General features: G+C 71.0%; 22 protein-coding genes and 2 tRNA genes. 19 read left to right on the forward strand and 5 right to left on the reverse strand.

Annotation, left to right across the window (positions count from 1 at the left end):
* Nucleotides 1-21: 21 nt before the first annotated feature.
* From OG430_RS31690 to OG430_RS31700, 3 genes are all read left to right on the forward strand, one after another.
* Complete coding sequence (locus OG430_RS31690; RefSeq protein ID WP_327356055.1) at nucleotides 22-1305, forward strand: glutamate-5-semialdehyde dehydrogenase; 1284 nt, start codon at nucleotides 22-24, stop codon at nucleotides 1303-1305.
* 80 nt (nucleotides 1306-1385) lie between these two features.
* The gene (locus OG430_RS31695) at nucleotides 1386-1994 is read left to right on the forward strand and encodes an SCO2584 family spore wall biosynthesis protein (RefSeq protein ID WP_327356056.1); all 609 of its coding nucleotides are present in this window, start codon (nucleotides 1386-1388) and stop codon (nucleotides 1992-1994) included.
* 101 nt (nucleotides 1995-2095) lie between these two features.
* The gene (locus tag OG430_RS31700; RefSeq protein WP_327356057.1) at nucleotides 2096-3169 is read left to right on the forward strand and encodes an SCO2583 family membrane protein; all 1074 of its coding nucleotides are present in this window, start codon (nucleotides 2096-2098) and stop codon (nucleotides 3167-3169) included.
* 136 nt (nucleotides 3170-3305) lie between these two features.
* Here the strand turns inward: OG430_RS31700 and OG430_RS31705 are convergent, their stop codons facing one another.
* Complete coding sequence (locus OG430_RS31705; protein WP_327356058.1) at nucleotides 3306-4400, reverse strand: M48 family metallopeptidase; 1095 nt, start codon at nucleotides 4398-4400, stop codon at nucleotides 3306-3308.
* Nucleotides 4401-4565: 165 nt separating this feature from the next.
* Between OG430_RS31705 and OG430_RS31710 the strand changes: the two genes are divergently transcribed.
* The 7 genes from OG430_RS31710 to OG430_RS31740 all read left to right on the forward strand — a co-directional run bounded on the left by OG430_RS31710 (nucleotide 4566) and on the right by OG430_RS31740 (nucleotide 9082).
* The gene (locus tag OG430_RS31710) at nucleotides 4566-4745 is read left to right on the forward strand and encodes a hypothetical protein (RefSeq protein ID WP_327356059.1); all 180 of its coding nucleotides are present in this window, start codon (nucleotides 4566-4568) and stop codon (nucleotides 4743-4745) included.
* A gap of 128 nt (nucleotides 4746-4873) precedes the next feature.
* On the forward strand, nucleotides 4874-5038 hold the full coding sequence (locus OG430_RS31715) for a hypothetical protein (protein WP_327356060.1): 165 nt from the start codon (nucleotides 4874-4876) through the stop codon (nucleotides 5036-5038).
* Nucleotides 5039-5114: 76 nt separating this feature from the next.
* On the forward strand, nucleotides 5115-5750 hold the full coding sequence (gene nadD, locus OG430_RS31720; protein WP_327356061.1) for a nicotinate-nucleotide adenylyltransferase: 636 nt from the start codon (nucleotides 5115-5117) through the stop codon (nucleotides 5748-5750).
* 16 nt (nucleotides 5751-5766) lie between these two features.
* Nucleotides 5767-7620, forward strand: coding sequence for an LCP family protein (locus OG430_RS31725; protein WP_327356062.1), 1854 nt, complete (start codon nucleotides 5767-5769; stop codon nucleotides 7618-7620).
* A 161-nt stretch (nucleotides 7621-7781) separates the two neighbouring features.
* Entirely contained in the window at nucleotides 7782-8231 is a 450-nt protein-coding gene (rsfS, locus tag OG430_RS31730; RefSeq protein WP_327356063.1) for a ribosome silencing factor, read from the forward strand.
* Nucleotides 8228-8902: a histidine phosphatase family protein gene (locus tag OG430_RS31735; RefSeq protein ID WP_327356064.1), complete on the forward strand. Its 675-nt coding sequence runs from the start codon at nucleotides 8228-8230 to the stop codon at nucleotides 8900-8902. Before rsfS ends, OG430_RS31735 begins: the two co-directional genes overlap by 4 nt.
* A gap of 107 nt (nucleotides 8903-9009) precedes the next feature.
* Nucleotides 9010-9082, forward strand: a tRNA-Ala gene (locus OG430_RS31740).
* 71 nt (nucleotides 9083-9153) lie between these two features.
* Here the strand turns inward: OG430_RS31740 and OG430_RS31745 are convergent.
* Nucleotides 9154-10020 carry a helix-turn-helix transcriptional regulator gene (locus tag OG430_RS31745; protein WP_327356065.1) on the reverse strand — a complete coding sequence of 289 codons (867 nt, stop codon included), beginning with the start codon at nucleotides 10018-10020 and terminating at the stop codon, nucleotides 9154-9156.
* Between the two features lie 184 nt (nucleotides 10021-10204).
* On the opposite strand from OG430_RS31745, the gene OG430_RS31750 reads away from it, so the two are divergent.
* From OG430_RS31750 to OG430_RS31760, 3 genes are all read left to right on the forward strand, one after another.
* On the forward strand, nucleotides 10205-11611 hold the full coding sequence (locus tag OG430_RS31750) for an MFS transporter (protein ID WP_327359308.1): 1407 nt from the start codon (nucleotides 10205-10207) through the stop codon (nucleotides 11609-11611).
* Between the two features lie 86 nt (nucleotides 11612-11697).
* Complete coding sequence (locus OG430_RS31755; RefSeq protein ID WP_327356066.1) at nucleotides 11698-11931, forward strand: hypothetical protein; 234 nt, start codon at nucleotides 11698-11700, stop codon at nucleotides 11929-11931.
* Between the two features lie 3 nt (nucleotides 11932-11934).
* Nucleotides 11935-12168: a hypothetical protein gene (locus tag OG430_RS31760; protein ID WP_282536901.1), complete on the forward strand. Its 234-nt coding sequence runs from the start codon at nucleotides 11935-11937 to the stop codon at nucleotides 12166-12168.
* On the opposite strand, the gene OG430_RS31765 is transcribed toward OG430_RS31760, so the two are convergent.
* Entirely contained in the window at nucleotides 12147-13442 is a 1296-nt protein-coding gene (locus OG430_RS31765) for a glycosyltransferase 87 family protein (RefSeq protein WP_327359309.1), read from the reverse strand. The two genes, OG430_RS31760 and OG430_RS31765, sit on opposite strands and share 22 nt — an antisense overlap.
* A 220-nt stretch (nucleotides 13443-13662) precedes the next feature.
* Here OG430_RS31765 and OG430_RS31770 point away from each other — a divergent pair.
* The 3 genes from OG430_RS31770 (at nucleotide 13663) to OG430_RS31780 (ending at nucleotide 15092) form a co-directional block, all read left to right on the forward strand.
* Nucleotides 13663-13735, forward strand: a tRNA-Ala gene (locus tag OG430_RS31770).
* A 167-nt stretch (nucleotides 13736-13902) separates the two neighbouring features.
* Complete coding sequence (locus OG430_RS31775) at nucleotides 13903-14388, forward strand: SigE family RNA polymerase sigma factor (protein ID WP_327356067.1); 486 nt, start codon at nucleotides 13903-13905, stop codon at nucleotides 14386-14388.
* Nucleotides 14385-15092: a hypothetical protein gene (locus OG430_RS31780; RefSeq protein ID WP_327356068.1), complete on the forward strand. Its 708-nt coding sequence runs from the start codon at nucleotides 14385-14387 to the stop codon at nucleotides 15090-15092. Before OG430_RS31775 ends, OG430_RS31780 begins: the two co-directional genes overlap by 4 nt.
* 129 nt (nucleotides 15093-15221) lie before the next feature.
* Here the strand turns inward: OG430_RS31780 and OG430_RS31785 are convergent, their stop codons facing one another.
* Complete coding sequence (locus tag OG430_RS31785; protein WP_327356069.1) at nucleotides 15222-16802, reverse strand: NADH-ubiquinone oxidoreductase-F iron-sulfur binding region domain-containing protein; 1581 nt, start codon at nucleotides 16800-16802, stop codon at nucleotides 15222-15224.
* On the reverse strand, nucleotides 16799-18034 hold the full coding sequence (locus OG430_RS31790; protein ID WP_327356070.1) for a cytochrome b/b6 domain-containing protein: 1236 nt from the start codon (nucleotides 18032-18034) through the stop codon (nucleotides 16799-16801). Before OG430_RS31790 ends, OG430_RS31785 begins: the two co-directional genes overlap by 4 nt.
* Before the next feature lie 522 nt (nucleotides 18035-18556).
* Here OG430_RS31790 and leuS point away from each other — a divergent pair.
* The 3 genes from leuS to OG430_RS31805 all read left to right on the forward strand — a co-directional run bounded on the left by leuS (nucleotide 18557) and on the right by OG430_RS31805 (nucleotide 23345).
* Nucleotides 18557-21439, forward strand: coding sequence for a leucine--tRNA ligase (leuS, locus tag OG430_RS31795; protein WP_327356071.1), 2883 nt, complete (start codon nucleotides 18557-18559; stop codon nucleotides 21437-21439).
* 184 nt (nucleotides 21440-21623) lie between these two features.
* On the forward strand, nucleotides 21624-22400 hold the full coding sequence (locus OG430_RS31800) for a hypothetical protein (RefSeq protein WP_327356072.1): 777 nt from the start codon (nucleotides 21624-21626) through the stop codon (nucleotides 22398-22400).
* Nucleotides 22401-22499: 99 nt separating this feature from the next.
* A complete protein-coding gene (locus tag OG430_RS31805; RefSeq protein ID WP_327356073.1) occupies nucleotides 22500-23345 on the forward strand; it encodes a DegV family protein in 846 nt (281 codons plus the stop codon).
* The last annotated feature ends 455 nt before the right edge of the window (nucleotides 23346-23800 follow it).

The raw sequence follows: 23800 nt of genomic DNA on the forward strand, positions 1-23800 counted from the left end.
GGCTCGGATTACCCTGCCCTCATGACCTCGCTCTCCCCGTACGCCGACATGTCGCCCGTCGCCCAGGCCGCCTACCGCGCCCGTGCCGCCTCCGCGGACCTCGCGCCGCTGCCACGGGCCGCCAAGGACGACGCGCTGCGTGCGATCGCGGACGCGCTGGAAGTCCGTACGAAGGAAATCGTCGAGGCCAACGCGCAGGACATCGCCAAGGCCCGCGAGGCCGGCACCAGCGAGACGGTCATCGACCGGCTGACGCTGACCCCCGAGCGGGTCAAGGCGATCGCCTCCGACGTGCGCGACGTGGTGGCGCTGCCCGACCCGGTCGGCGAGGTCGTACGCGGCTCGACGCTGCCCAACGGCATCGACCTGCGGCAGGTCCGGGTGCCGCTCGGGGTGGTCGGGATCATCTACGAGGCGCGGCCCAATGTGACCGTGGACGCGGCCGCGCTGTGCCTGAAGTCGGGGAACGCGGTGCTGCTGCGCGGCTCGTCCTCCGCGTACCACTCCAACACCGCGCTCGTACGGGTGCTGCGCGACGCGGTCGGCGGGGCCGGGCTGCCCGCGGACGCCGTCCAGCTGGTGCCGGGCGAATCCCGTGATTCCGTACGGGAGTTGATGCGCGCCCGCGGCCTCGTCGACGTGCTCATCCCGCGCGGCGGTGCCTCGCTGATCAAGACCGTCGTCGAGGAGTCCACCGTCCCGGTCATCGAGACCGGCACCGGCAACTGCCATGTGTACGTGGACGCGGAGGCCGACCTCGACATGGCGGTCGACATCCTGATCAACTCCAAGGCGCAGCGCCCCAGCGTGTGCAACGCCGCCGAGACGCTCCTCGTCCACCAGGACATCGCCGACGCCTTCGTGCCGCGCGCCCTGGACGCCCTCGCCGAGGCCGGGGTGACGGTGCACGCGGACGAGCGGATCGCCGCGTACGCCGAGGGATCCAAGGCCTCCGTGGTCCCGGCCACCGCCGAGGACTGGGAGACCGAGTACCTCTCGTACGACATCGCGGCCGCCGTGGTCGACTCCCTCGACAAGGCCGTCGAGCACATCCGCCTGTGGACCTCCGGGCACACCGAGGCGATCGTCACCACCTCGCAGCAGGCCGCCCGCCGCTTCACCCAGCTCGTGGACTCCACCACCGTCGCGGTGAACGCCTCGACGCGGTTCACCGACGGCAGCCAGTTCGGCTTCGGCGCCGAAATCGGCATCTCCACACAGAAGTTGCACGCCCGCGGCCCGATGGGTCTGCCCGAGCTGACCTCGACGAAGTACATCGTCACGGGCGACGGGCACACGCGCTGACCCGGTTTCCGCGGCGGCAGCTATAGGTGAATTCCCTTACCGTCTGCCCAAATTGACCCCCTCAGGTCTACTCTGGTTGCGTGCCGGACGACGTGGGGGGCTCGCCGTTTCCGGACGGCTGGGAGCCCGACGACGACCACCACGGGGGTGCGGACGAGGAGTTCGCCGCCGTGGTCTTCGACGAGGACTTCGTACGGGCCGCGACCGTCCATGAACCCACCGCCGTGGAGCGCCTGTTGGCGGCCGCCCAGGCCCGCGCGGAGGCCGACGCGGCCGCCCGGCACGCACCGGTCCACGGGGCGGGGGGCGACGACGATCCGGACGAGTTCTACGACGGGTACGACGGGTATGACGGGTACGGATCGGGCGTGGGGCGTGGTGGCCGCCACGGCCGGGACGCCTTCGGGCGGGACCCGCACCTCGACCACGAGGGCATCGACTTCGATCTGGTCGAGGACGGCCATTCCCGTCGCGGGCAAGGGCGTTGGCACCGGCCCGTCGCCTGGATCCTCGCCCTGCTGATGGGCATCGGCATGGTCGCCCTCGCCTTCACCGCCGTCTACCGGGGCGCCTCCTCGGGCAGCGAGGACCAGATACCGCCGCCCGCCACGGCCGACGTCGGGGGCGATCCCTCGGCGTCCCCGGACTACTCGCACTCACCGGTACCGGCAGCTCCGCGCCTGCCCTGACCGATTCCGTGAGACTCCGTCAGAATCCGTAGTGAGAGTCCGTCAGAAGTTGTCGTGTACCAGGGCGTTTACCTTCGGCCCGCGAGACCTACTCTGAAGGTATGGCCGGGCCTGGAGACCCACCTGAGGGCACACCCGAGGGCGTCGCCGGTGGTGGAGAGGAAGAGTACCGATCCGTCGTCTTCGACGAGTCGTTCGTCCGCGCTGCCCGGCTTCAGGAGTTCTCCGCCCAGGAGCGCATCACCGATCACTCACCGGCCGTACGCCGCCGCCCGGCGGCCGCGGTCAAAGGCTTCTCCAAGCAGGCGATGATCCTCGTCGTGCTGATCGCGGTGGCCTTCGGTACCGCGATCTACATGGGCGTACGCCATCCCTATCAGAAGCCGGCCGCACGCCCCGCGGGACCGCTGCGCATGACGGTCATCCCGCTGGTGCCGCAGGGCCCCGTGCCCGGCGGGCGCTCCACCACCGAGCTCTACGAGCACAGCCCGGCCGCGCAGTTCAGGGTCGGCGCCGCCGGGGTCACGCTGCCCGCGGCGCGGCGCACCGCGCACTTCTCGGAGGGCCAGGTGATGACCGCGCTCTCCACGGCCAAGGACTATCTGGTGCACTCCTCGCTCGACCCGGACGTGCTGACCGGGGACAGGGTGCGCGAGGTGCGGATACTCCTCGGCCCCGAGCAGCTCGAGCAGTTCGACGCGAGCTTCGACCATCCCCTCGCCGACGGCCGGCACGCCGCCACGGGGTGGCTGGTCCGCTTCGACCCGGCCAAGGTGGAGCTGGCCGACTCCAAGACCCGGGTCCAGGGCACGCTGCACGTCACCGAGACGGGGTCCGACGCCCTGGAGGTGACCTCGGACCACACCTTCGTCTACGCGCTGCGGCCGGTCGGCGGCGACGGCGGGCGCGCCTCGCTCTTCACGGTCCGGCGTGAGCTGCACTTCCGCTTCGACGCGGAGGATCTGCAGATGCGCAGGGCCGAGCTGGTCTTGTCGTACGTCCAGGCCGGGCCGCTGTCCTGCGCCACGGACTCGGCGGGGCGGCTTCGGCCGCTGCTCGCGGGGCAGACGGCCAAGGCCGAGGGCCCGGCCGGAACCGACCCCTATGCCACGGGTGGCACGACCGCGCTGTGTGGGTCTTTGGCAGCTTCTGCGCAGCCCTCGCCCAGCACCTGATGCTCGACCGGCCCGGGGTCGCGGGGCTCTGCCCCGGACCCCGGTCCTCGCCGGACGGGCTGTCTATTGCCCCTCCCCGCCCCTTCCCGAAAGGCTGCCGCCGGCTTCAAAGATTGTCCTCAAACGCCGGACGGGCTCATTTGTTGCCGGAGTCGTCTTCAGGGCCGTCCTCGGGGCGCTCCTCCGTGGTGGTCGTGCCGCCGCCGCTCCCGCCGAACTTCCCGCGCAGCTTCCCGCCCAGGTCGCCCGCCCCGCCCGCTATGTCGGACACCAGCTTCATCAGCGGGTCCTTGGAGTTGCGCACGTTCTCCGCGTAGTTGCTCGCGGACTGGCGGAAGGACTCCGACACCGAGGCGTCCTTGTCCTCGTCGCGGCGCGGGTAGTGGCCGTCCATGATCCGCTGGTACTCGCGGGACTCGGCCCACTTCTTCAGCTCGGCGGCGCGCACCGTGGTGAACGGGTGCGAACGGGGCAGTACGTTCAGGATCTTGAGGACCGAGTCGCGCAGATCGCCACCCGCCTCGTACTCCTCCGCCTGCGCCAGGAACGCGTCCACGTTCATCTCGTGCAGGTGGTTACCGCCCGCGATCTTCATCAGGCCGCGCATCGACGCCTGCAGATCCTGGCCCACCAGGAGGCCCGCCCGGTCCGCGGACAGCTCCGACTTGCGGAACCACTCGCGCAGCGCGGTCACGATCGCCATGATCGCGACGTTGCCCAGCGGGATCCACGCGATCTTCAGCGCGAGGTTGGTGAGGAACAGCAGGATCGTGCGGTACACCGCGTGCCCGGACAGCGCGTGGCCCACCTCGTGGCCGATGACCGCGCGCATCTCCTCCTCGTCGAGGAGCTCCACCAGGCCCGTCGTCACCACGATGATCGGCTCGTCCAGGCCGATGCACATCGCGTTCGGCACCGGGTCCTGGTTCACGTACATCGGGGGGACCTTCTCCAGGTCCAGGATGTAACAGGCGTCCCGCAGCATGGTGTTGAGGTGCGCGAACTGGGCGTCGCTCACCCGCACCGAGTCCGACAGGAACAGCAGCCGCAGACTGCGCTCGGGCAGCAGCCCGCTGAGTGCCTTGAAGACGGTGTCGAACCCGCTGAGCTTGCGCAGGGCCACCAGTGCCGAGCGGTCCGCCGGGTGCTCATAGGCACGGGAGGAGATACCCGGGAAGCGCCGGCGGTTGCGGCCCGGCAGGTTCTCGTTGTTCTCGGTGCTTTCGGTCATGCTGGCCCCCAAATTCTGCGAGTTGTCCCGCTCTTGTGCGCGTGGTCCCCGCCCCTCGAAGAACGTTCAGCGTATGCGCTTCGGTTCCGGTCGAGGGGTGCCGACCGCATCCCGCGGGCCGCGGGCTACGGTGGGCGCGCAGCGCAACGAAGGAGCATCGCCGTCATGGAGCACACCAGCACCGTCCTGCTCGCCGCCGCGGCCGAGGCCGCCAAGCAGCAGGGGCCCGGCAACGTCCTGCGGATCGTGCTGATCGTCTCGGTGGTCGGCGGAGCCTTCCTCGCGTGGTTCCTGCTGCGCGGTTACCGCAACGACAGTGACGCCGATGACGGCCGCGAAGGTTGAGGGCCGCACGCCCCCGTTCCCCGCACCCGTGCCCCTCTTGCCTGAGTCGGCGTGATCGCGCGGGAGTCCCCCGCATACGATGTGCCCGAAGTCTCAACCCGCTCCCACCCGGATAGGTCCTGCCGACGATGAGCCTCCACAGCACCGCAGTCCAGCTGGCCACCCTCGCCTCCGAGGGCGGCGAGCACGGCGGCGAACACGACAGTCTCAGCCCCTACCTCACCGGCGGGGGCGCACTCGCAGTGCTGTTCCTGCTGCTGTGGATCACCACGCGGTTCAACCGGGACCGCTGACCCGGACTCCCGCCGAAGGGGGCCGGACTCCCGCCGACGGCGGGGCCGGCCGAACGGGCCGGTAGGGTCTGCACGCATGGGAGAGCAGGACATGCCTACCGGCCCGGCGAGCGCCTTCAGCACGGGCAAGCGCCGCCTGGGCGTCATGGGCGGAACGTTTGACCCGATCCACCACGGACACCTGGTGGCGGCCAGTGAGGTCGCCGCGCAGTTCCACCTCGACGAGGTGGTGTTCGTGCCCACCGGGCAGCCCTGGCAGAAGAGCGACAAGCAGGTCACTCCGGCCGAGGACCGCTATCTGATGACGGTCATCGCGACGGCCGAGAACCCCCAGTTCTCGGTCAGCCGCATCGACATCGACCGGCCGGGGCCCACGTACACGACCGACACCCTGCGCGATCTGCGTGAACTCAACCCGGACACGGACCTTTTCTTCATCACCGGCGCCGACGCCCTGGGCCAGATCCTCACCTGGCGGTACACGGAAGAGCTGTTCAACCTGGCGCACTTCATCGGAGTCACCCGCCCCGGCCATCCGCTGACCGACCCGGGCCTGCCCGAGGGCGGGGTCTCGCTGGTCGAGGTGCCCGCGCTCGCGATCTCCTCGACGGACTGCCGGGCGAGGGTCGCCAAGGGTGACCCCGTCTGGTACCTGGTGCCGGACGGCGTGGTGCGTTACATCGACAAGCGCGAGCTGTACCGCGGCGAGTGAGCCGAGAGGGGCACCGGTGAACGACCGACAGTACGACCCGTACGCGGGCGAGCAGGACCCGTACGCGGGTCAGCAGGGTCAGCAGTACGAGGTCGTCGGATACGACGAGTACGGCCGGCCGGTGTACCAGCAGGTCGCACCGCAGCAGCAGCACGCCCAGCAGCAGCATGTGCAGCAGCAGTACGACCCGTACGCCGCGCAGCAGCCCCAGCAGCCCCAGCAGCCCCAGCAGCAGGACCAGGGCTACGGGTACGACCCGTACGGCGCCGCCGCGGACACCGGTCAGCAGCAGCCCACGCACGGCTATGGCCGGCAGGGCTACGAGCAGCAGGGCTACGAGCAGCAGGGGTACGACCAGCCGCACGGTCAGGGCTACGGATCCTCGTACGACCCCTACGGCCAGAACACCGGAACCGGCCAGCAGCCGCGCGTCTACGACGGAACCGGCCAGCAGCCCCGCGTCGGCCATGAGACGGGTCAGCAGCCCCGCATCCACGACACCGGCGCACAACCCCGCGTCGACGAGCAGACCGCCTGGGTGCCGCAGCAGCACCGGCCCGCCGAGCCCCCGCTGCAGCGGCCGATGCGCGAGCCGGAGCCGCAGGGCGACGTCGGGCGGGAGTACCAGACCGAGCAGTTCCAGTTCATCGAGGAGCCCGACGAGGACTCCGAAGACGTCATCGACTGGCTGAAGTTCACCGAGTCCCGCACCGAGCGCCGCGAAGAGGCCAAGCGCCGCGGCCGCAACCGGATGGTGGCGCTGGTGGTACTCGTCGCGCTGGTCCTGACCGGTGGTGTCGGCTACCTCTGGTACGCGGGCAAGCTGCCCGGCATGTCCGGCCCGGACGCCGACAACGCCGCGCAGAGCGGGCCGCAGAAGCGCGATGTCGTCGTCGTCCATCTGCACAACACCAAGAAGGGCGGCACCTCCACGGCGCTGCTCGTCGACAACACCACCACCGAGCGCGGTGCCACCGTGCTGCTGCCCAACTCGCTGTCCGTGACGGACGACGACGGTGCCACGACCACGCTCGGCAAGTCGGTGGAAGAGGACGGCGCGGGCGGCACCCGGGACGCCGTCGACCAGCTCCTCGGCACGGACATCGAGGGCACCTGGCGCCTCGACACCCCGTTCCTGAGCAACCTCGTCGACATCGTCGGCACCATCGAGATCGACACGGACGCGGACGTCCCGGACCCCGACGCGAAGAAGAAGGGCGAGTCCCCGATCGTCAGCAAGGGCGAGGACCAGACGCTCAGCGGCCCGGCGGCGGTCGCGTACGCCACGTACCGAGCCCCGGGCGAGACCGAGGCCGCCCAGCTGAAGCGGTTCGGCGAAGTGCTGCGCGGCGTGCTCCGGAAGGTCCCGGGCAACGAGCAGGGCGCCACCGAGGCCGTGAAGACGCTCGGCCAGATCATGGACCCCTCGCTGAAGGAACAGGACCTCGGCGCCTTCCTCGCCAAGCTGGGCGGACGCGCCAAGGGCGGCCACTACGACTCCGAGGTCCTCCCGGTCGAGCAGAACGGGGCGCTCACCGCGGGCGCCACCGACGGAGTCGTCAAGAAGCTGCTCGGCGGCACGGTCAAGGCACCGGAGCAGGGCGCGGCGGTCCGCGTGCATGTCGTCGGCAGCAAGGAGGCGGTCGGCGATGCCCGGGTCGACCTGGTCAACGGAGGCTGGACGGTCTCCGTCAGCAGCTCCGGCGCGGCCTCGTCCTCGCAGGTCACGTACGCCGACGCGGGCAAGAAGGCGGAGGCGGCCGAGGTCGCCAAGACGCTGGGCCTGCCGGCCGGGGCCGTGAAGAAGGGCAAGGTCGCCGCAAATGCGGACATCGCGGTGACGCTCGGCAGTGATTACAAGGGCGGCTAGGGCCGGCCGGAAGGCCGCCGGACCCCTGCCGGAAGGCCGCCGGGCCCCTGCCGGAAGGCCGGCCAGGCCTTGCGGGAACGGGGCCGAAGTAATCGTTTGGGGCACCGTCGGCGGTCCGTGAGACCCTTGAGTCGTAACGACCGCCGACGGAAAGCCGTGCAGTGACCGCGACAGACCGCTCCATCGAGCTCATCAACGTTGCCGCGCAGGCGGCCGCAGACAAGCTCGCGCACGACATCATCGCCTACGACGTCAGTGACGTCCTGGCGATCACGGACGCCTTCCTGCTGGCCTCCGCGCCCAACGACCGCCAGGTCAAGTCGATCGTCGACGAGATCGAGGAGCAGCTCAGCAAGCAGCTCGGCGCCAAGCCGGTACGCCGCGAGGGCGACCGCGACGCCCGCTGGATCCTCCTGGACTACGTCGACATCGTCGTGCACGTCCAGCACAGCGAGGAGCGCGTCTTCTACGCCCTCGAGCGCCTGTGGAAGGACTGCCCCGAGCTCGACCTGCCGGAAGAGGCCAAGGCCACCCGCGGCAAGAGCGCCAAGCACGCCGAGCAGGCAGAGGCGGAGGCTGACGCGGACCTCGCGGCCGGAGACTTCCGGTGACCACCTCCGTGCAGGCCTTTCTGAACGCGTCCGGTGGCCGTGGCCGCCGCCTCATCCTGTGGCGGCACGGCCAGACGTCCTGGAACCTGGAGCGCCGCTTCCAGGGCTCCACGGACATCGCGCTGACCGACGAGGGCATCGCTCAGGCCCGCCGCGCGGCCCGGCTGCTCGCCTCGCTGAAGCCGGACGCCATCGTGGCCTCCGACCTTCAGCGGGCCGCCGCCACGGCCGGTGAGCTGGCGTCCCTCACGGGGCTCGAGGTCACGCACGAGGAGGGGCTGCGGGAGACCTACGCCGGTGAGTGGCAGGGCCTCACGCACGAGGAGATCATCGCGCGCTTCGGCGAGCAGTACGCGGCGTGGAAGCGCGGCGAGCCGGTGCGGCGCGGTGGTGGCGAACTGGAGACCGAGGTCGCCGACCGGGCCGCACCCGTGGTCCTGCAGCACGCGGACAAGCTGCCCGACGGCGGCACGCTCGTCGTGGTCAGCCACGGCGGCACCATCCGCACCACCATCGGCCGCCTCCTCGGCCTGGACTCCCACCACTGGGAGGGCCTGGGCGGCCTGTCCAACTGCGCCTGGTCGATCCTCGGCGAGGGCGCGCGCGGCTGGCGCCTGCTCGAGCACAATGCCGGGACACTCCCGGTGCCGGTGCTCGGCGACGACGACTGAGCTCGCCGCGAGCTCACGCGTTCGGCGGCCCCGACCCCGGATTTCACTTTCCGGCAGGTCACGGGCTAAAGTTCTTCTTGTTCGCCCGCCGAGCGGGAAGAACGCAAGGGGCTATAGCTCAGTTGGTAGAGCACCTGCATGGCATGCAGGGGGTCAGGAGTTCGAATCTCCTTAGCTCCACATTCACAGAAGATCCCGTCCGGTCATTTCGACCGGGCGGGATTCTTCGTTTCCGGCCCGGAGATGTCTGCCTAGGAGGGCTGGGTGGTGGTGGCCCGCATGAATTCCCGCAGGGCGCCCATGCGGTCGCGGCTCTGCCCGTCGTTCGGTGTGTAGGTCACTATGCGGGCCTCCGGCATGCCGTTGATCGACAGGGAGACCGAGGTCATCCGCATCTCGCCCACCGCCTCGTGCCGGAACGTCTTCACCCGTGACCCCGGCGGCACCACGTCACCGCTGGCCCACAGCTCGGCGAAGAACGGGCTGGCCGCCGAGAGCCGGCTGATGAACGACTCCCACGCGGGCTCGCCCACGTGCCGCCCGTACGCCCCGCGCAACTGCGCGACCATCACGGGAAGTTCGGACTCGCGGAACACCAGGGGACAGGACGGCTCCGGAACCATGAACAGTCCCCACAGCACATTGGGCCGGTTCGAGTCGCCCATCGGCGGAGGGAAGAACAGGTCGCGATAGGCGGGGTTGGTGGCCAGGACGTCGTATCGGGCGTTGTAGACCACGGCCGGATTGGGGTCCAGGGCGTCGAGGATGCCCTGGATCTCCGGGCCGACCTCCAGGGCGCAGGCCTGGTCCTCGTCGTCCGGTGAGTGCGGCACCTCCGCCAGGTGGTACAGGTGCTCCCGCTCCGGCCGGTCGAGGCGCAGGGTGCGGGCCACGGCGTCCAGGACCTGCGCCGAGGCGTTGATCGGGCGGCCCTGCTCCAGCCACGTGTACCAGGTCACCCCGACCCCGGAGAGCTGGGCGACCTCCTCGCGGCGCAGGCCCGGAGTGCGGCGGCGCAGGCCGGGCGGCATGCCGACGTCCTCGGGTGTCACCCGGGCCCGGCGGCTGCGCAGGAACGCGGCCAGCTCGGGCCGGCGGCGCTGTGTGCTCACGGCCATCGTTGTCACATCCCCCATGGTCGAACGGGCCCGGCTTCCTTGCCAGGTGCTGTCAGTACCTGTATCAGCGGGCTCTTGTTACCCGTACCCACCTGCCGTCAGGCTCGATGCCATGACGACGACCACTGATTCGACTGGTCCAACTGCTTCAACTGCTCCACCAAGTAAAGCCGCTGCCACTGACATGCGCCCCGCCCGGCGCCCCGGACAGCTCCTCGCGCTGATCCTTGCCGCTCAGTTCATGGCCCTGCTCGACGTGTTCATCGTGAATGTCGCGGCTCCCACGATCGGCACCGAACTCGACGCGTCCGGCGCCGGATTGCAGCTCGTGGTCGCCGGATACGGCATCTCGTACGCCGTCCTGCTGATCACCGGCGCCAGGCTCGGCGACCGCCTCGGCCACCGTCGGGTCCATCTGGCCGGCATCGCGCTCTTCACCGCCGCCTCCCTGGCCTGCGGGCTCAGCCAGGGCACCGGCCAGTTGATCGCTTTCCGCCTGGTGCAGGGCGCGGGCGCGGCGGTGATGATCCCGCAGGTGCTCAGCCTGATCCAGCGCAACTTCGTGGGCGAGGCCCGGGTCCGGGCGCTCGGCGCCTACTCCGCCGTGCTCGCCACGGGGGCCGCGGCGGGGCAGGTCGCGGGCGGCGTCCTGGTCAACGCCGATCTGTTCGGCACCAGTTGGCGCCCGGTGTTCCTGGTGAACGTGCCGATAGGCATCGCCCTGCTCGTCGTCGGCGCGCGCGTACTGCCCAAGGACCGCCTGGACGAGCCGGAACGCGCGCGTGGGCTCGATCTGCCGGGCCTGGTGCTCCTCGGTGGCGCGGTGTCGCTGCTCACGGTGCCGCTGGTGCTCGGGCAGGAGCAGGACTGGCCGCTCTGGTCCTGGCTGTCGCTGGCCTCAAGTGCCGTGTTGTTCACGGCGTTCGTGGCGTACGAGGCCAGGCTGGCGGCGCGGGGCGGTGCGCCGCTGATCGCACCGCGTGTGCTGCGGATTCCCGGCATGGGCCGGGCGATCGTGCGCATTCTGCTCGTGATGGGCGTGAACGCGGGCTTCCTGTTCACGCTGACCCTGCACTTCCAGGGCGGCCTCGGGCACAGCGCGCTGCGCGCGGGCCTGACCTTCGCACCGACCGCCGCGGTGTTCGGCGCGATCGGGCTGACCTGGCGACGCTGGCCCCGGCGCGTCCAAGGGGCGCTCATTCCCGCCGGGTTCGCGCTGGCCGCCGTGTCGGTGGCGGCGGTGGGGCTGGTGCTCCGCGACGGCGGCGACGGCGGATTCTGGCTCTATGTGGCCTTTGCGGGCGTCGGCGCTGGTCTGGCGCTCGGCTTCAGCCCCACGCTCACCGGCGCGCTCGCGACCGTACGGCAGGAGGACGCGGCGGACGCCAGCGGACTACTCGCCACGGTCACCCAGCTCGGGCAGCTGATCGGGGTCGCCACCTTCGGCACGCTGTTCCTCAACCGCCTTGAGAGCGCGGGTGCGCTCGCAGGGGCGCAAGGGTCTGCCGATGCGCTCCTCGTGTGCGCTTATGCGCTGGCCGCGGCGGCCGCTGTGGGCGCCGTGTCCGGACTGGTACGCGCGCGTCGCTGACCCATTTGCATGACCGTGGCAGAATCGAGCGGGCCGGAAGGGGGTCCCAACACCGGCGATGAGCGCCGACGGGAGGGAGACGCCTGATGCCTGCGAGCATCCTCGAGGAGGTCAACGACCTGCTCGACGTGGCCGAGGCACAGGGCTACGACTGGCTGCCGGAATACGCGCTCCGCTTCACCTGCCCCCCGAACGAGGCCCCTTTCGGCCCCGCTGCCCTGAATTGCCCGTCCTGCGGTTCCGCCCACGTCGCCCAGGTACTCGGCGACAACGGCGGAATCTCCTATGTGTGCACGGCCTGTGGCCACAGCTGGAGCTGATCGATGGGTGCACACAGGCGGAAATGCGACTGGTGCGGCAGTGGTACGCCGATCGTCCGCGACATGGAACCAGTCAACTCCGAGTACCAGTACTGGTGCGAGGAGTGCGCGCGGGCGCTGATCATAAAGGGCGACCCGATCGAGACGTACCGCGAACTCGAGGGCGAGCCGATCTATGGCCGGCTGCTCGACGAGCACTGCACGCTCAAGCGCTTCTACTCCTTCGCGACGGCCTGAGTTCCGGCCTGAGCCTCGGCCTGAGTTCCGCTCTGGGCCTCGGTGCTCGCCGCCTCCGTCGTACGCAGCCGGAGCGCGGCCAACGTCAGGAACGCGAGACCGAACAGGGCGTAGCCGGCCGAGAGCAGGAACTGCCCGGGATTCTGGTCGAGTTCATGGCGGACAGACATGCTGCTGCCCGAGTGCGGCACCCACCACAGCGAGAACGAGTAGAAGACCAGGAACGCCACCGAGGTCAGCGCGAGGAGCCGTCGGCTGCCCGAGCGGCGGACCTCCGCGATCAGCAGGATCAGCGCGGGCACCGCCCACACCCAGTGGTGCGACCAGGACACCGGGCTGATCAGCAGGGCGGTCATCCCGCAGGCGATGGTGGCCCAGGCGACCCGGTCGCGCAGCAGCAGGGCCACCGCGACGGTCAGCCCGGCCACGGCGACCAGAGCGGCCGCGGCCGCCCACCACAGGCCGGGGTCGGCGGTGTGCAGCAGCCGGGCCACGACACCGCGCAGCGACTGGTTGGCGGTGTCCTCGGCCTTGCCCGGCCGGTTCGCCGAGAAGATCATCTCGGTCCAGAAGCGGCGCGAGTCGTACGGCAGGACGACCGCGCTCGCCGCCGAGACCAGCACGCAGGTCCCGGTCGCCACGGCCGCCTGACGGAGCCGGGGGTTCCACCAGCGCTGTCCCGCGCGGATCAGACGTACCGCCTGAACCACACCCGCGAGGAAGAGCATCACCGCGAACAGCGCGGGCGTGAGCTTGATCGCGGCCGCGATGCCGATGCCGATGCCGGCCCAGCGGTTGTCGATCCGCCGGGTCAGGTCCCACAGGACGAGCAGCGCGAGCAGCAGATTGATCTGGCCGTACCGCAGCGTCGTCCACACCGGCTCGCTCCACACCAGGAGCGCGGACATCCACAGCGCGACGACGAAGCGCCGCCCGCGCTGCTGCAGGGACGGCAGCCGCAGGCAGTTCCCGACCAGGCGCAGGGCGAGGTACACCACACCGAGGACGAGCAGCAGGTTGAAGCCGGTGGCGAGGGTGCGCATCAGCGGTACGGAGAGCAGCGTCAGCGGCGTGAACAGCAGGGCTGCGAACGGCGGGTAGGTGGTCGGCAGCTCGTGCTCGGTGGCCAGCATCGCGTAGAGGTCGCCGCCCTGGCGGACGGTCATGCCCTCCGCGCGGTAGACCATCACGTCGAGCAGGGTCACCCCGGCCAGGCGCTGGACGATCCAGAACGCGGTGAAGGAGAGCAGGCAGACGGCCAGGGCCGTCAGCACGCCGCGTCTGCTCGGCGCCCCGGCGCCCCAGTCCCGCTCGCTCTGCCGCCGGTCCTCGTTCGTCTTCGGGACTGCCCGCACCACAGTGGTCACGCGATACGACAGTACCTGGTGGGTGGGGCACTGCCAGGGGCCAGGACAAACGATTTGGTGCAGGGACGGGTTGCCCGTTAATGTTGTCGACGTCGCCGAGGGCAAGGCCCGGGGCGGCACGCAGTGAGGGGCTATAGCTCAGTTGGTAGAGCACCTGCATGGCATGCAGGGGGTCAGGAGTTCGAATCTCCTTAGCTCCACAGTGAATCCCGTCCGATCGCATCGATCGGACGGGATTTTTGCGTTTCCCGGGATCTTCCGCCGCCCCTGGGACGGTCATTGACGCGCGGCTGCAACCTCCCGGCCTGCCCAGCGCACTGAAAGGGTAAGGACGGTCCGCACCCGTGGGCCGGGAGAGGGGCGGGGGATGACGTCGGACGAGGAGCCGCTGCACGCCTTCATCGAGGCGAGACGCGGCGCGCTGTTCCGAAGCGCCTATCTGCTCTGCGGCAACCGGGACGAGGCCGAGGACCTGGTCCAGGCGACGCTGGTGAAGGTGGTGCTCGGCTGGCGCAGGCTGCGTCGCCTCGACAACGTCGAGGCATACGCCAGAAAGACGTTGGTCAATACGTTCATCGCCGGCCGCCGTCGGTTCTGGCGGTGGGAGCAGGCGTACGGCGAACTGCCCGACCGCCCCGCACCGGCTGGAGACCCCGAGAGCGCGCTGGCGCTGCGCGCGGCGATGGCCGGGCTGAACCCGCGGCAGCGGGCCGTGCTGGTCCTGCGCTACTGGGAGGACCTGAGCGTGCAGGACACCGCGCAACTGCTCGGCATGCGGGAGAACACCGTCAAGAGCCACACGGCACGGGGGCTGGAGGCGCTTCGCGCCGTGATGCGGGAGGAGTACGTATGAACGGCGACGAGAACGCGGCGGTGAAGGCCCTGCTCACGCGGGTGGCGGAGGAGGCGGGGCCGTCGCGGGGGTCCGATCAGGCGGTGTACGGACGGGCCGCACGGCTGCGTTGGCGCAGGCGTGCCGCCCTGACCGCGGTCGGTGCCGTGGTGGTCACCGGCGTACCGGTGTTCCTGGCGAACGGCGCCGGACCGCAGGGGGCGGGTCCCGCGGCCTCCACGGGTCGGGCAGCGGAGCTCGCGAAGCTGCTGCCCGCGGGAGTGGGGAAGATCGAGGAGGTCTCCTGGCCGGACGGGCCGAAACCGGTGGGCCCGCTCGACGGCCACTACGCGGTGCGCCGGGACGGCGGGGTCGGTCATCTGACGGTCACGGTGATGACGCCGGAGGAGGTCGATGCCAAGGAGGGGCTTCCGGAGGACTTCTGCGCTCCCGGAGCGGGCAACACGCCTCCGGACGACTGCACCAGCGAGCGGTTGCCGAACGGCCGGGGCCTGTCGATCTGGCAGGAGACGGACGCGAAGGTGCTCTGGGGCGAGAGGTTCACGGCCTGGCTGAACCTGCCGGATGGCGGGGTGCTGACCATCAGCGACGCCGAAGGATTCCTGGGCGAGGGCAGGCGGCTGGGCCCGCTCCTCGACGCTCCGCCGCTCACCCGCACACAGCTGCGCGATCTGGCCCTCCGGCCCGAGCTGCTGCCCTCTTGAAGTGACGTGCGGGGAGTGACGTGCGTGGAGTGACGCGAGGACGGGCCGTCCGATCGGGCGGCCCGTCCTCGCGTTGTCCCCGGGCGTACGTCGACGTCTTGTGCGCGGGCGTACGTGGCCGGCCGGGCCTCAACTCCGGCCGCTGTCCAGGGCCTTGCGGTCCGGGGCGCTCAGGAGTGCGGGACGGGACGGGGGCTCGCCCGGTGTGCGCTCCAGGCGGAGGGCGAGTGCGGGGCAGCGGCGTACGGCGCGCTGGGCCCGTCCCCGGAGCGGCAGCGGGACCGCGGCGTCGGCGACGGACGGGAAACCGTCCGGGCCGAGCCGGATCAGTTCGGGGACGATGTCCGCACACAGGCCGTGGCCCTGGCAGAGGGTCCAGTCGACCGCCAGCTTCTCGCCGCTCGGCAGGCCGAGCTCCTGCTGCCCCGGCGCGGGCAACGGCAGTACGCCGCTGGTCTCGCGGCCGCAGCCGCCGCTCAGGACATGCGCGGCAAGATCGTCCTTGAAGGCGGAGAGGGTGGAGTCGATGAAGCGCGCGGCGCCGTCCGGGTGCTTGCAGGCGCCGCGGCCGTTCACCGCGCGCGTGACCTCGCGCAGCGCCTCCAGGGCGGCGGGGCCGCCGCCGGCCAGCAGATCGGCGAGCCCGGCCGCCGCCGCGGGCAGGCCGAGCCGGCAGGGGCCGCACTGGCCCGAGCTCTCGGCGGCCAGCCACTGGGCCACCCGCAGGGCCTCGCCCAGCGGGCAGGTCTCGGGGCCGATCGGCAGCACCGCGCCCGCGCCGAGCGCGCCGCCGAGAGCCTCGAGCGAGGCGCGCGAGACCACGGCGTCGTGCGCGGTCAGGGAGTCCAGCCAGGCGCCGTGGTAGCCGCCGGTCAGCACGCCCTGCGGGAGCGGCGGGGCCCCGGCCAGCTGCAGGACGTAGCGCAGCGGTACCCCGGTGGGAACCTCGACGACCATGGGGCGGGCCACCGCTCCGGAGAGCGTGAGCAGCACCGTGCCGGGCTCCTCGAAGAGGCCGGTGTGCCGGTAGCGGGCGGCGCCGATCCGGGCGGCGACCGCGAGCTGGGCGAACGTCTCGGCGTTCGACAGGAGGGTCGGGGCCCCGCCCACGCCCGAGTCGGACGCGCGGACCTTGCGGCCCGGCGGGAGCGCGGGGCCGCCGTCGGCGGAGCGGACCAGGGCCGAGGCCTCGCCAGTGACCATGCGCTCGGGATTGCGCTGCACGCGCGCGCGTATGGCGGCGTTTCTGCGGTTGGACAGACCTCGTTCCGCGAGGGCCGCGCTCATCGAGGCCTCGGTGGAGTCGCGGGTCACACCGATGACAAGAGTGCGCGCACCGAGCGCTTCGGCGGCAAGGAGGGCGCCGTCGAGGATGAGGTGCGGGGCGCGGTTGATCAGGACGGTGTCCTTGCGGCAGGCGGGCTCGTCCTCGCTGCCGTTGACGACCACGACGGGACGTACGCCCCGCTTGATGGCCGCCTCGGCGACCGCGCGCAGCTTCCGGGCGAAGGGGAAGCCCGCCCCGCCGCGGCCGCGCAGGGCGATCTCGTCCGCGAGGGCGGCGAGACGCTCGCCGCGCACGGGTTCGAGGGGCCCGTGCACCTTCAGGTGCATCGACAGGTCGAGCCGCTCCACGAGGTCGAAGCCGGAGGTCAGCTGGGGGAGGCCGACGACGCGGACCTCGGGGACATCGGGCAGGGGCGCGTTCAACGGCGGCCTCCGGTGGCGCTGTGCGTGCTCGGGGTGGACGGCGTGGTCCAGGGGCTGCCTGCGCTGGGGGGTTGGAAGGGGGCGGGGGGTGTGCCGGGCAGGGGAGTGGTGTCGGTGAGGCTGTCGTACAGCGGGGTGTCGCTGCTGCCTGTGCTGCCTGTGCTGCCGGTGCTTGCGGTGTTGCTCGTGCTGTAGGGGTCGTAGGCGGGGGTCCCGCCGGTGTCGCAAGGGTCGTAGGCGACGGGTTGGTAGGTGGGGGTTGCTCCGGTGTCGTACGGGTCGTAGGCGACCGGTGCGTATCCGGGCGGCTCGTCCGTCGCCGAGTGGGCCTCGGTCGGCAGGGGCGGCGAGGGGGCGGGCCAGCGAGGTTCCGGGGCGGGGCGGGCGCCGGGGGCGGCGGAGACCGCGCGGTAGGCGGCCGCCATGCCGGTGGGGCCCGACGGGCCCGAGCCGAGAGCTTGTGGGAGGGCCTCGTACAGGCCGGGCGACGGGGGCTCGAAAGGGCCGTGCCGCGGCGGGAGTTGGGACGGGAGCTCGGACAGCTCCGGAGGCGTCTCGGCGGCCGCAAGGCCGGGCAGGGGCGCGGTGCGGCGGGCCGGGGGCTCCTGTGGGGAGCGGGCGGACGCCGCGTCCGGCACGGGCCGCAGCAGCGCGAGGATGCGGGCGGCGACCTTCCGCTTGATCGGCAGCGGGGCGCTGCGCAGGGCGATCGCCCCGGCGACGGCGGCCAGGCACAGGCAGTACAGGGTCACCACCCACGGCTTCGGCTCCCGGCCCGCGTACAGGCCGTGCACCAGGGCCGAGCACCAGGCCGGGTAGGCCAGCATGTGCAGTGCCCGCCAGCGGCCCGCCACCCGCGCGGGCGAGGCGAAGGCGCTGCGCAGGGCCCCGGTGACGCCGGTCGCCACCATGAGCAGGCCCGCGAGGGAACCGAAGCCGATGAGCCCGGACGTACCGCGCACGCCGAGCGAGAACGGGACCAGGGCGCCGAGCAGCGACACATGGTCGAGGGCGATCTTGACCGTGCCGTGCAGCAGCAGGAAGCCGATCGAGGCGACCGCGGTGGCCCGGTGCACGCCCTGGGCGAGCAGTCGCTGTCTGCTGCTGAGGAAGAGCCGGTCGGAGGCGACCAGGCCCCACACCACGGAGCAGGTCAGCGCCACGAGCGAGAGCACTCCGGTGGTGAAGTCCAGGGCGGTGCGAAATCCGTCACCGGCGACGAGGACGGTCACGGGTATCAGCAGTAGTAATGCCGTCGATAAGACCCCGCGCGTGATGCGGCTCAACTCGCGAGGGGCACCGGAAGCGATCTTGTGATGAGGGCTTCGGGAGATTCGGGAGATTCGAGAGTTCATGGGGGTGACTCCGGATGGTTCGAAAAGTTCGTCCCGCTGCCGCATGCTAAGTGGCTCCATACCGGCCGGTACGGGGTTTGAGTTATTGCGTCGTTATCAAGTGGCGATCGTGCTGTGGTGTTGCCCCGGTACAAGGCGGTACGCCGAGTAACCCCGCACCCGGTGGGGTCCGGCCAGAAGCTCGATGCGGGCCCTGGAGGCGCTGCGGTACCCTGACGCCATGCGTGCCGTACGCCTTCTGCTTAGCGAGCCGCGCTGAAGAGTCCCGACCACTGGCCGTCGTAGCCAGGGCGGTCGGAGTCAGCGCGGCGTCCCCTCCTGTGCGAGGGGATTTTTCATTTCGGCTGTACGTCGCAGCCGAGACCGCCGGCAGAGACGATCGATGGAGCCTTAAGGATCATGAGCGAGACGAATTCGGCTGCCGAAGTCGCAGCCCCTCACCGCTATACGGCTGCCATGGCGGCCGACATCGAGGCACGCTGGCAGGACTTCTGGGACGCCAACGGCACGTACGCGGCCCCCAACCCCACCGGTGACCTGGCCGGCGACGCCGAAGTCGTCGCCCGGCCCAAGAAGTTCATCATGGACATGTTCCCGTACCCCTCCGGTGCGGGCCTGCACGTCGGCCACCCGCTGGGCTACATCGCCACCGACGTCTTCGCCCGCTTCCAGCGGATGACCGGCCACAACGTCCTGCACACGCTGGGCTTCGACGCCTTCGGCCTGCCCGCCGAGCAGCACGCGGTCGCCACCGGCACGCACCCGCGTGTGTCGACGGAAGCCGCCATGGACAACATGAAGAGCCAGCTGCGCCGGCTGGGTCTGGGTCACGACAAGCGCCGCTCGATCGCGACGATCGACCCGGAGTACTACAAGTGGACCCAGTGGATCTTCCTGCAGATCTTCAACTCCTGGTACGACGCGGACGCGCAGAAGGCCCGCCCGATCGACGAGCTGGCCGCCCAGTTCGAGAGCGGTGAGCGTGTCGTCCCGGCAGGCGAAGCGGGCGCCACGCGCGCGTGGAGCGAGCTGACTGCCGCCGAGCGTGCCGACGTGCTGACCGGTTACCGCCTGGCGTACGCCTCGGACGCCCCCGTCAACTGGTGCCCCGGCCTGGGCACCGTACTGGCGAACGAGGAAGTGACCGCCGACGGCCGCTCCGAGCGCGGTAATTTCCCCGTCTTCAAGTCGAAGCTGCGCCAGTGGAACATGCGGATCACGGCGTACGCGGACCGCCTGATCGACGACCTGGACGCGCTGGACTGGCCCGAGGCCATCAAGCTGCAGCAGCGCAACTGGATCGGCCGCTCCGAGGGCGCCCGCGTCGACTTCCCCGTCGGCGACTCCGGCGCGATCACGGTGTTCACCACGCGCCAGGACACGCTGTTCGGCGCGACCTACATGGTGCTGGCGCCCGAGCATGAGCTGGTCGACAAGATCGTCCCGGCCGAGTGGCCCGCGGGCACGCACGACGTGTGGACCGAGGGGCACGCCACCCCGGCCGAGGCCGTCGCCAAGTACCGCGCGTTCGCGGCCGCCAAGTCCGACGTCGAGCGGCAGGCCGACGCCAAGGAGAAGACCGGCGTCTTCACCGGCGCGTTCGCGACCAACCCGGTCAGTGGCGAGCAGGTCCCGGTCTTCATCGCCGACTACGTGCTGATGGGCTACGGCACCGGCGCGATCATGGCCGTCCCGGCGCACGACACCCGTGACTTCGCCTTCGCGCGCGCCTTCGAGCTGCCGATGCGCTGCGTCGTCGAGCCTTCGGACGACCGCGGTACGGACCCGTCCACTTGGGACGACGCGTTCGTCTCGTACGACGCGAAGATCGTGAACTCGTCGAGTGCCGACATCGCCCTGGACGGCCTGGGCGTCGTCGAGGCCAAGGCCAAGATCACCGAGTGGCTGGCCGGGCGCGGCATCGGCGAGGGCACCGTCAACTTCCGGCTGCGCGACTGGCTGTTCAGCCGCCAGCGCTACTGGGGCGAGCCCTTCCCGATCGTCTACGACGAGGACGGCGTCGCGCACTCGCTGCCCGAGTCGATGCTGCCGCTGGAGCTGCCCGAGGTCGACGACTACACGCCGCGCACCTTCGAGCCGGACGACGCCGACACCTCTCCGGAGACGCCGCTGTCGCGCAACCAGGAGTGGGTCAACGTCCAGCTGGACCTGGGCGACGGCGTGAAGTCGTACCGGCGCGAGACCAACACCATGCCGAACTGGGCCGGTTCGTGCTGGTACGAGCTGCGCTACCTGGACCCGCACAACAGCGAGAAGCTGGTCGACCCGGCCATCGAGCAGTACTGGATGGGCCCGCGCGAGGGGCAGCCGACGGGCGGTGTCGACCTGTACGTCGGCGGTGCCGAGCACGCCGTGCTGCACCTGCTGTACGCGCGCTTCTGGTCCAAGGTGCTGTTCGACCTGGGCCACATCTCGTCGGCCGAGCCGTTCCACAAGCTGTACAACCAGGGCATGATCCAGGCGTACGTCTACCGGGACAGCCGCGGCTTCCCGGTGACGGCCGCCGAGGTCGAGGAGCGCGACGGCAAGTTCTTCTTCGAGGGCGAGCAGGTCAAGCGCGAGCTGGGCAAGATGGGCAAGTCCCTGAAGAACTCGGTCACTCCGGAGGACATCTGCGTCGAGTACGGCGCCGACACCCTGCGCCTGTACGAGATGGCGATGGGCCCCCTGGACGTCTCGCGGCCGTGGGACACGCGCGCGGTGGTCGGCCAGTACCGGCTGCTGCAGCGGCTGTGGCGCAACGTCGTGGACGAGGCGAGCGGTGAGGCCACCGTGGTCGAGGCCGACCCCGACGAGCCCATGCTGCGCGCCCTGCACAAGGCGATCGACGGCGTACGGCAGGACCTGGACGGGATGCGCTTCAACACCGCCATCGCCAAGGTCACCGAGCTGAACAACTACCTGACCAAGGTGGGCGGCGCGCTGCCGCGCAGCGTCGCCGAGCCGCTGGTGCTGCTGGTCGCGCCGCTGGCCCCGCACATCGGCGAGGAGCTGTGGCGCAAGCTGGGCCACAGCGACTCGGTGGTCCACCAGGACTTCCCGGTCGCCGACCCGGTGTACGCCGTTGCCGAGGCCGTGACCTGCGTCGTGCAGATCAAGGGCAAGGTCAAGGCGCGCCTGGAGGTCTCCCCGTCGATCTCCGACGAGGAGCTGGAGCAGCTGGCGCTGGCCGACGAGAAGGTCGTGGAGGCGCTGGGCGGCGCCGGGATCCGCAAGGTGATCGTGCGGGCGCCGAAGCTGGTGAACATCGTCCCCGCGTGATCGCTTCCGCGTGCTCCTGTCCGTGTGAGCACGCCCGTGTGAGCGCGGCCGTGTGATCGTTCCGGCGTGACCCGGTTTCTTCCCCTACGGGGAAGGTAGGGGCAGGTTGGGGGTTCGAAGGAACTCCCGGCCTGCCCCGGCGCGTTTACCGTGGAGGTGACGGCCCAGCCCAGGAGGAGCCCCGATGGAAGCAGTGATCGCCGTAGTGGCGCTGCTCTTTGTGCTGTTCGTGGCGCTGGGGGTGTTCGTCACGGTCAAGGTCGTGACGGCGGCCAAGCGCGGCGTGGACCGTACCGTGGCGCAGGCCCGGCGCACCGTGGAGGACACGCAGCTGCGGGCCAGGACCTTTGCCCAGCCGGGGCCCGCGGGCGAGCTCGCGCAGCTGCGGCTGAAGCTGCGCACGTCGATGCGGGCCACCCAGGACGCACTGGGCGCTGGCATCGCGGAGGATGCCTCGCTGCAGGAATCCATGCGGCTCTTCGAGCGGCTCAGCGCGCACGGTCACGAGCTCGACGACGCGCTGCGGCTCCTGGAGCGCGAGCCCGACAAGGGCAGGCTCGGCGAGCGGCTGCCCGAGCTCCGGGAACGTACGCAACAGATCACTGACGCGGCGGACTCGCTGCGCTGGGCGGCCCGGGACCGGGCCCGGAAGTTCGCGGACGACGACCTGGCGGACCTGGGGCGGCAGATCGACGTCGAATCGGGGGCGCTGCGGCACTGGGACGCCGTTCCGGAGGCCGGAACCCACGGCTCGGGGACGGGCGCGGCATCCGGGAGCGCCGGCCCGGCGCCGAAGACCTGGCCGGAGCCGACCCTGGTGGACGGCCCCGCGGCACCTGCCGAGCAGACCTGGCCCGAGCAGGCCAGGGCGAGTGACGACGACGGTCCGCAGGCGATCGCGCCGAGCCGTCCGGTGACGTACCCCTGGCAGAAGCAGGCGCGTCCCGAAGGCACCACCTGACCGAGTCCCGGGCGGCGCTCCGGCCGGCGCCTCGGTCGGAGTTCCGGCCGGACGGGGCCGGGCTGCCGCCCGTGTGCCGGGGCAGGTAATCTCCAGCTCATGTCCCGCCATGTCGCGATCGTCACTGATTCAACGGCCTACCTGCCGCAGCGGGCGATGGAGCGGCACGGCATCACCGCGGTTCCGCTGACCGTGGTCCTCGGCGATCAGGCGCTCGAAGAGGGCACCGAGATCTCGGCCCGCTCGCTGGCCCTCGCGCTGCAGAAGCGGCGTCCGGTGACGACTTCCCGTCCCAGCCCCGAACAGTTCGCCGCCGCCTATCGCGCGGCCGCCGACGCGGGGGCCACCGCGATCGTCTCACTGCATCTGTCGGCGGAATTCTCCGGTACGTACGACGCCGCGGTGCTTGCCGCGAAGGAAGCTCCGGTGCCGGTGCGGGTGGTGGACACCGGCATGGTCGCGATGGCGCTGGGCTTCTGCGCACTGTCGGCCGCGGAGGCCGCGGAGGCGGGGGGCACGGTCGACGAGGCGGTCGCCGCCGCGGAGAAGCGGGCCGCCTCGACTGCCGCGTACTTCTACGTCGACACCCTGGACTATCTGCGCCGCGGCGGGCGGATCGGCGCCGCGCAGGCGCTGCTCGGCTCGGCCCTCGCGGTGAAGCCGCTGCTAGAGCTGGACGGTGGGCGGATCGAGCTGCTTGAGAAGGTACGTACGGCGTCCAAGGCGATCGCCCGGCTCGAGGAGATCGTGGCGGCGCGGGCCGGGACGAGCCGGGTCGACATCGCGGTGCACCACCTGGCGGCGCCGGAGCGGGCGGCCGCGCTTGCGGAGCGGTTGCGGGAGCGGGTGCCCGGCCTTGGGGAGCTGCATGTGAGCGAGGTGGGGGCGGTGATCGGGGCGCATACGGGGCCCGGGTTGTTGGGGGCTGTGGTTTCGCCTCGGTGAGGGGTGTGGTTTCGGGGTGGCGGGGGCTGCGACGGGGACTGCGATCGTCGGTCTGGTTCCGGATCCGTGTGACGTGACGTGACGTGACGTGACGTGACGTGACGTGACGTGACGTGACGTGACGTGACGTGACGTGACGTGTGAGTGGGGCCTTTGTGGCTCGTGTGGGTGACCGAGTTATCCACAACTGCTGGGTATTCCCCGGGAATTGAGCAAGATCAGCAAGCTTGGGGCGAGTTGCCTAGCGTCGCGGGCATGACTCCTCGATCTTCTGTCGCCAGCAGTGGCCCCGGACGTGGACCGGCCTCCGACGGCCGGGTCCGGCGCCGTCCCCTCCAGGTGCGTGGGCGCGCCCGACGCCGGCATGCCTCGGCCGAGCGTCTGCGGCTGCGGGCGGAGGCGATGTTCGACCAAGCCGCGCGGGGATCGGGTGGGGCGTCGGGCGGGGTATCGGC

It is taken from the genome of Streptomyces sp. NBC_01304 (genome assembly GCF_035975855.1).
Classification (GTDB): domain Bacteria; phylum Actinomycetota; class Actinomycetes; order Streptomycetales; family Streptomycetaceae; genus Streptomyces.

What these genes read in the sequence shown, in the direction of transcription:
- OG430_RS31805 (WP_327356073.1), top strand. Translation starts at nt 22,500, where the DNA reads ATGTCCCGCCATGTCGCGATCGTCACTGATTCAACGGCCTACCTGCCG.
- OG430_RS31715 (WP_327356060.1), top strand. Translation starts at nt 4,874, where the DNA reads ATGAGCCTCCACAGCACCGCAGTCCAGCTGGCCACCCTCGCCTCCGAG.
- OG430_RS31690 (WP_327356055.1), top strand. Translation starts at nt 22, where the DNA reads ATGACCTCGCTCTCCCCGTACGCCGACATGTCGCCCGTCGCCCAGGCC.
- OG430_RS31745 (WP_327356065.1), bottom strand. Translation starts at nt 10,020, where the DNA reads ATGGCCGTGAGCACACAGCGCCGCCGGCCCGAGCTGGCCGCGTTCCTG.
- leuS (WP_327356071.1), top strand. Translation starts at nt 18,557, where the DNA reads ATGAGCGAGACGAATTCGGCTGCCGAAGTCGCAGCCCCTCACCGCTAT.
- OG430_RS31760 (WP_282536901.1), top strand. Translation starts at nt 11,935, where the DNA reads ATGGGTGCACACAGGCGGAAATGCGACTGGTGCGGCAGTGGTACGCCG.
- OG430_RS31700 (WP_327356057.1), top strand. Translation starts at nt 2,096, where the DNA reads ATGGCCGGGCCTGGAGACCCACCTGAGGGCACACCCGAGGGCGTCGCC.
- OG430_RS31780 (WP_327356068.1), top strand. Translation starts at nt 14,385, where the DNA reads ATGAACGGCGACGAGAACGCGGCGGTGAAGGCCCTGCTCACGCGGGTG.
- OG430_RS31800 (WP_327356072.1), top strand. Translation starts at nt 21,624, where the DNA reads ATGGAAGCAGTGATCGCCGTAGTGGCGCTGCTCTTTGTGCTGTTCGTG.
- OG430_RS31710 (WP_327356059.1), top strand. Translation starts at nt 4,566, where the DNA reads ATGGAGCACACCAGCACCGTCCTGCTCGCCGCCGCGGCCGAGGCCGCC.
- nadD (WP_327356061.1), top strand. Translation starts at nt 5,115, where the DNA reads ATGGGAGAGCAGGACATGCCTACCGGCCCGGCGAGCGCCTTCAGCACG.
- OG430_RS31755 (WP_327356066.1), top strand. Translation starts at nt 11,698, where the DNA reads ATGCCTGCGAGCATCCTCGAGGAGGTCAACGACCTGCTCGACGTGGCC.
- OG430_RS31705 (WP_327356058.1), bottom strand. Translation starts at nt 4,400, where the DNA reads ATGACCGAAAGCACCGAGAACAACGAGAACCTGCCGGGCCGCAACCGC.
- OG430_RS31750 (WP_327359308.1), top strand. Translation starts at nt 10,205, where the DNA reads ATGCGCCCCGCCCGGCGCCCCGGACAGCTCCTCGCGCTGATCCTTGCC.
- OG430_RS31775 (WP_327356067.1), top strand. Translation starts at nt 13,903, where the DNA reads ATGACGTCGGACGAGGAGCCGCTGCACGCCTTCATCGAGGCGAGACGC.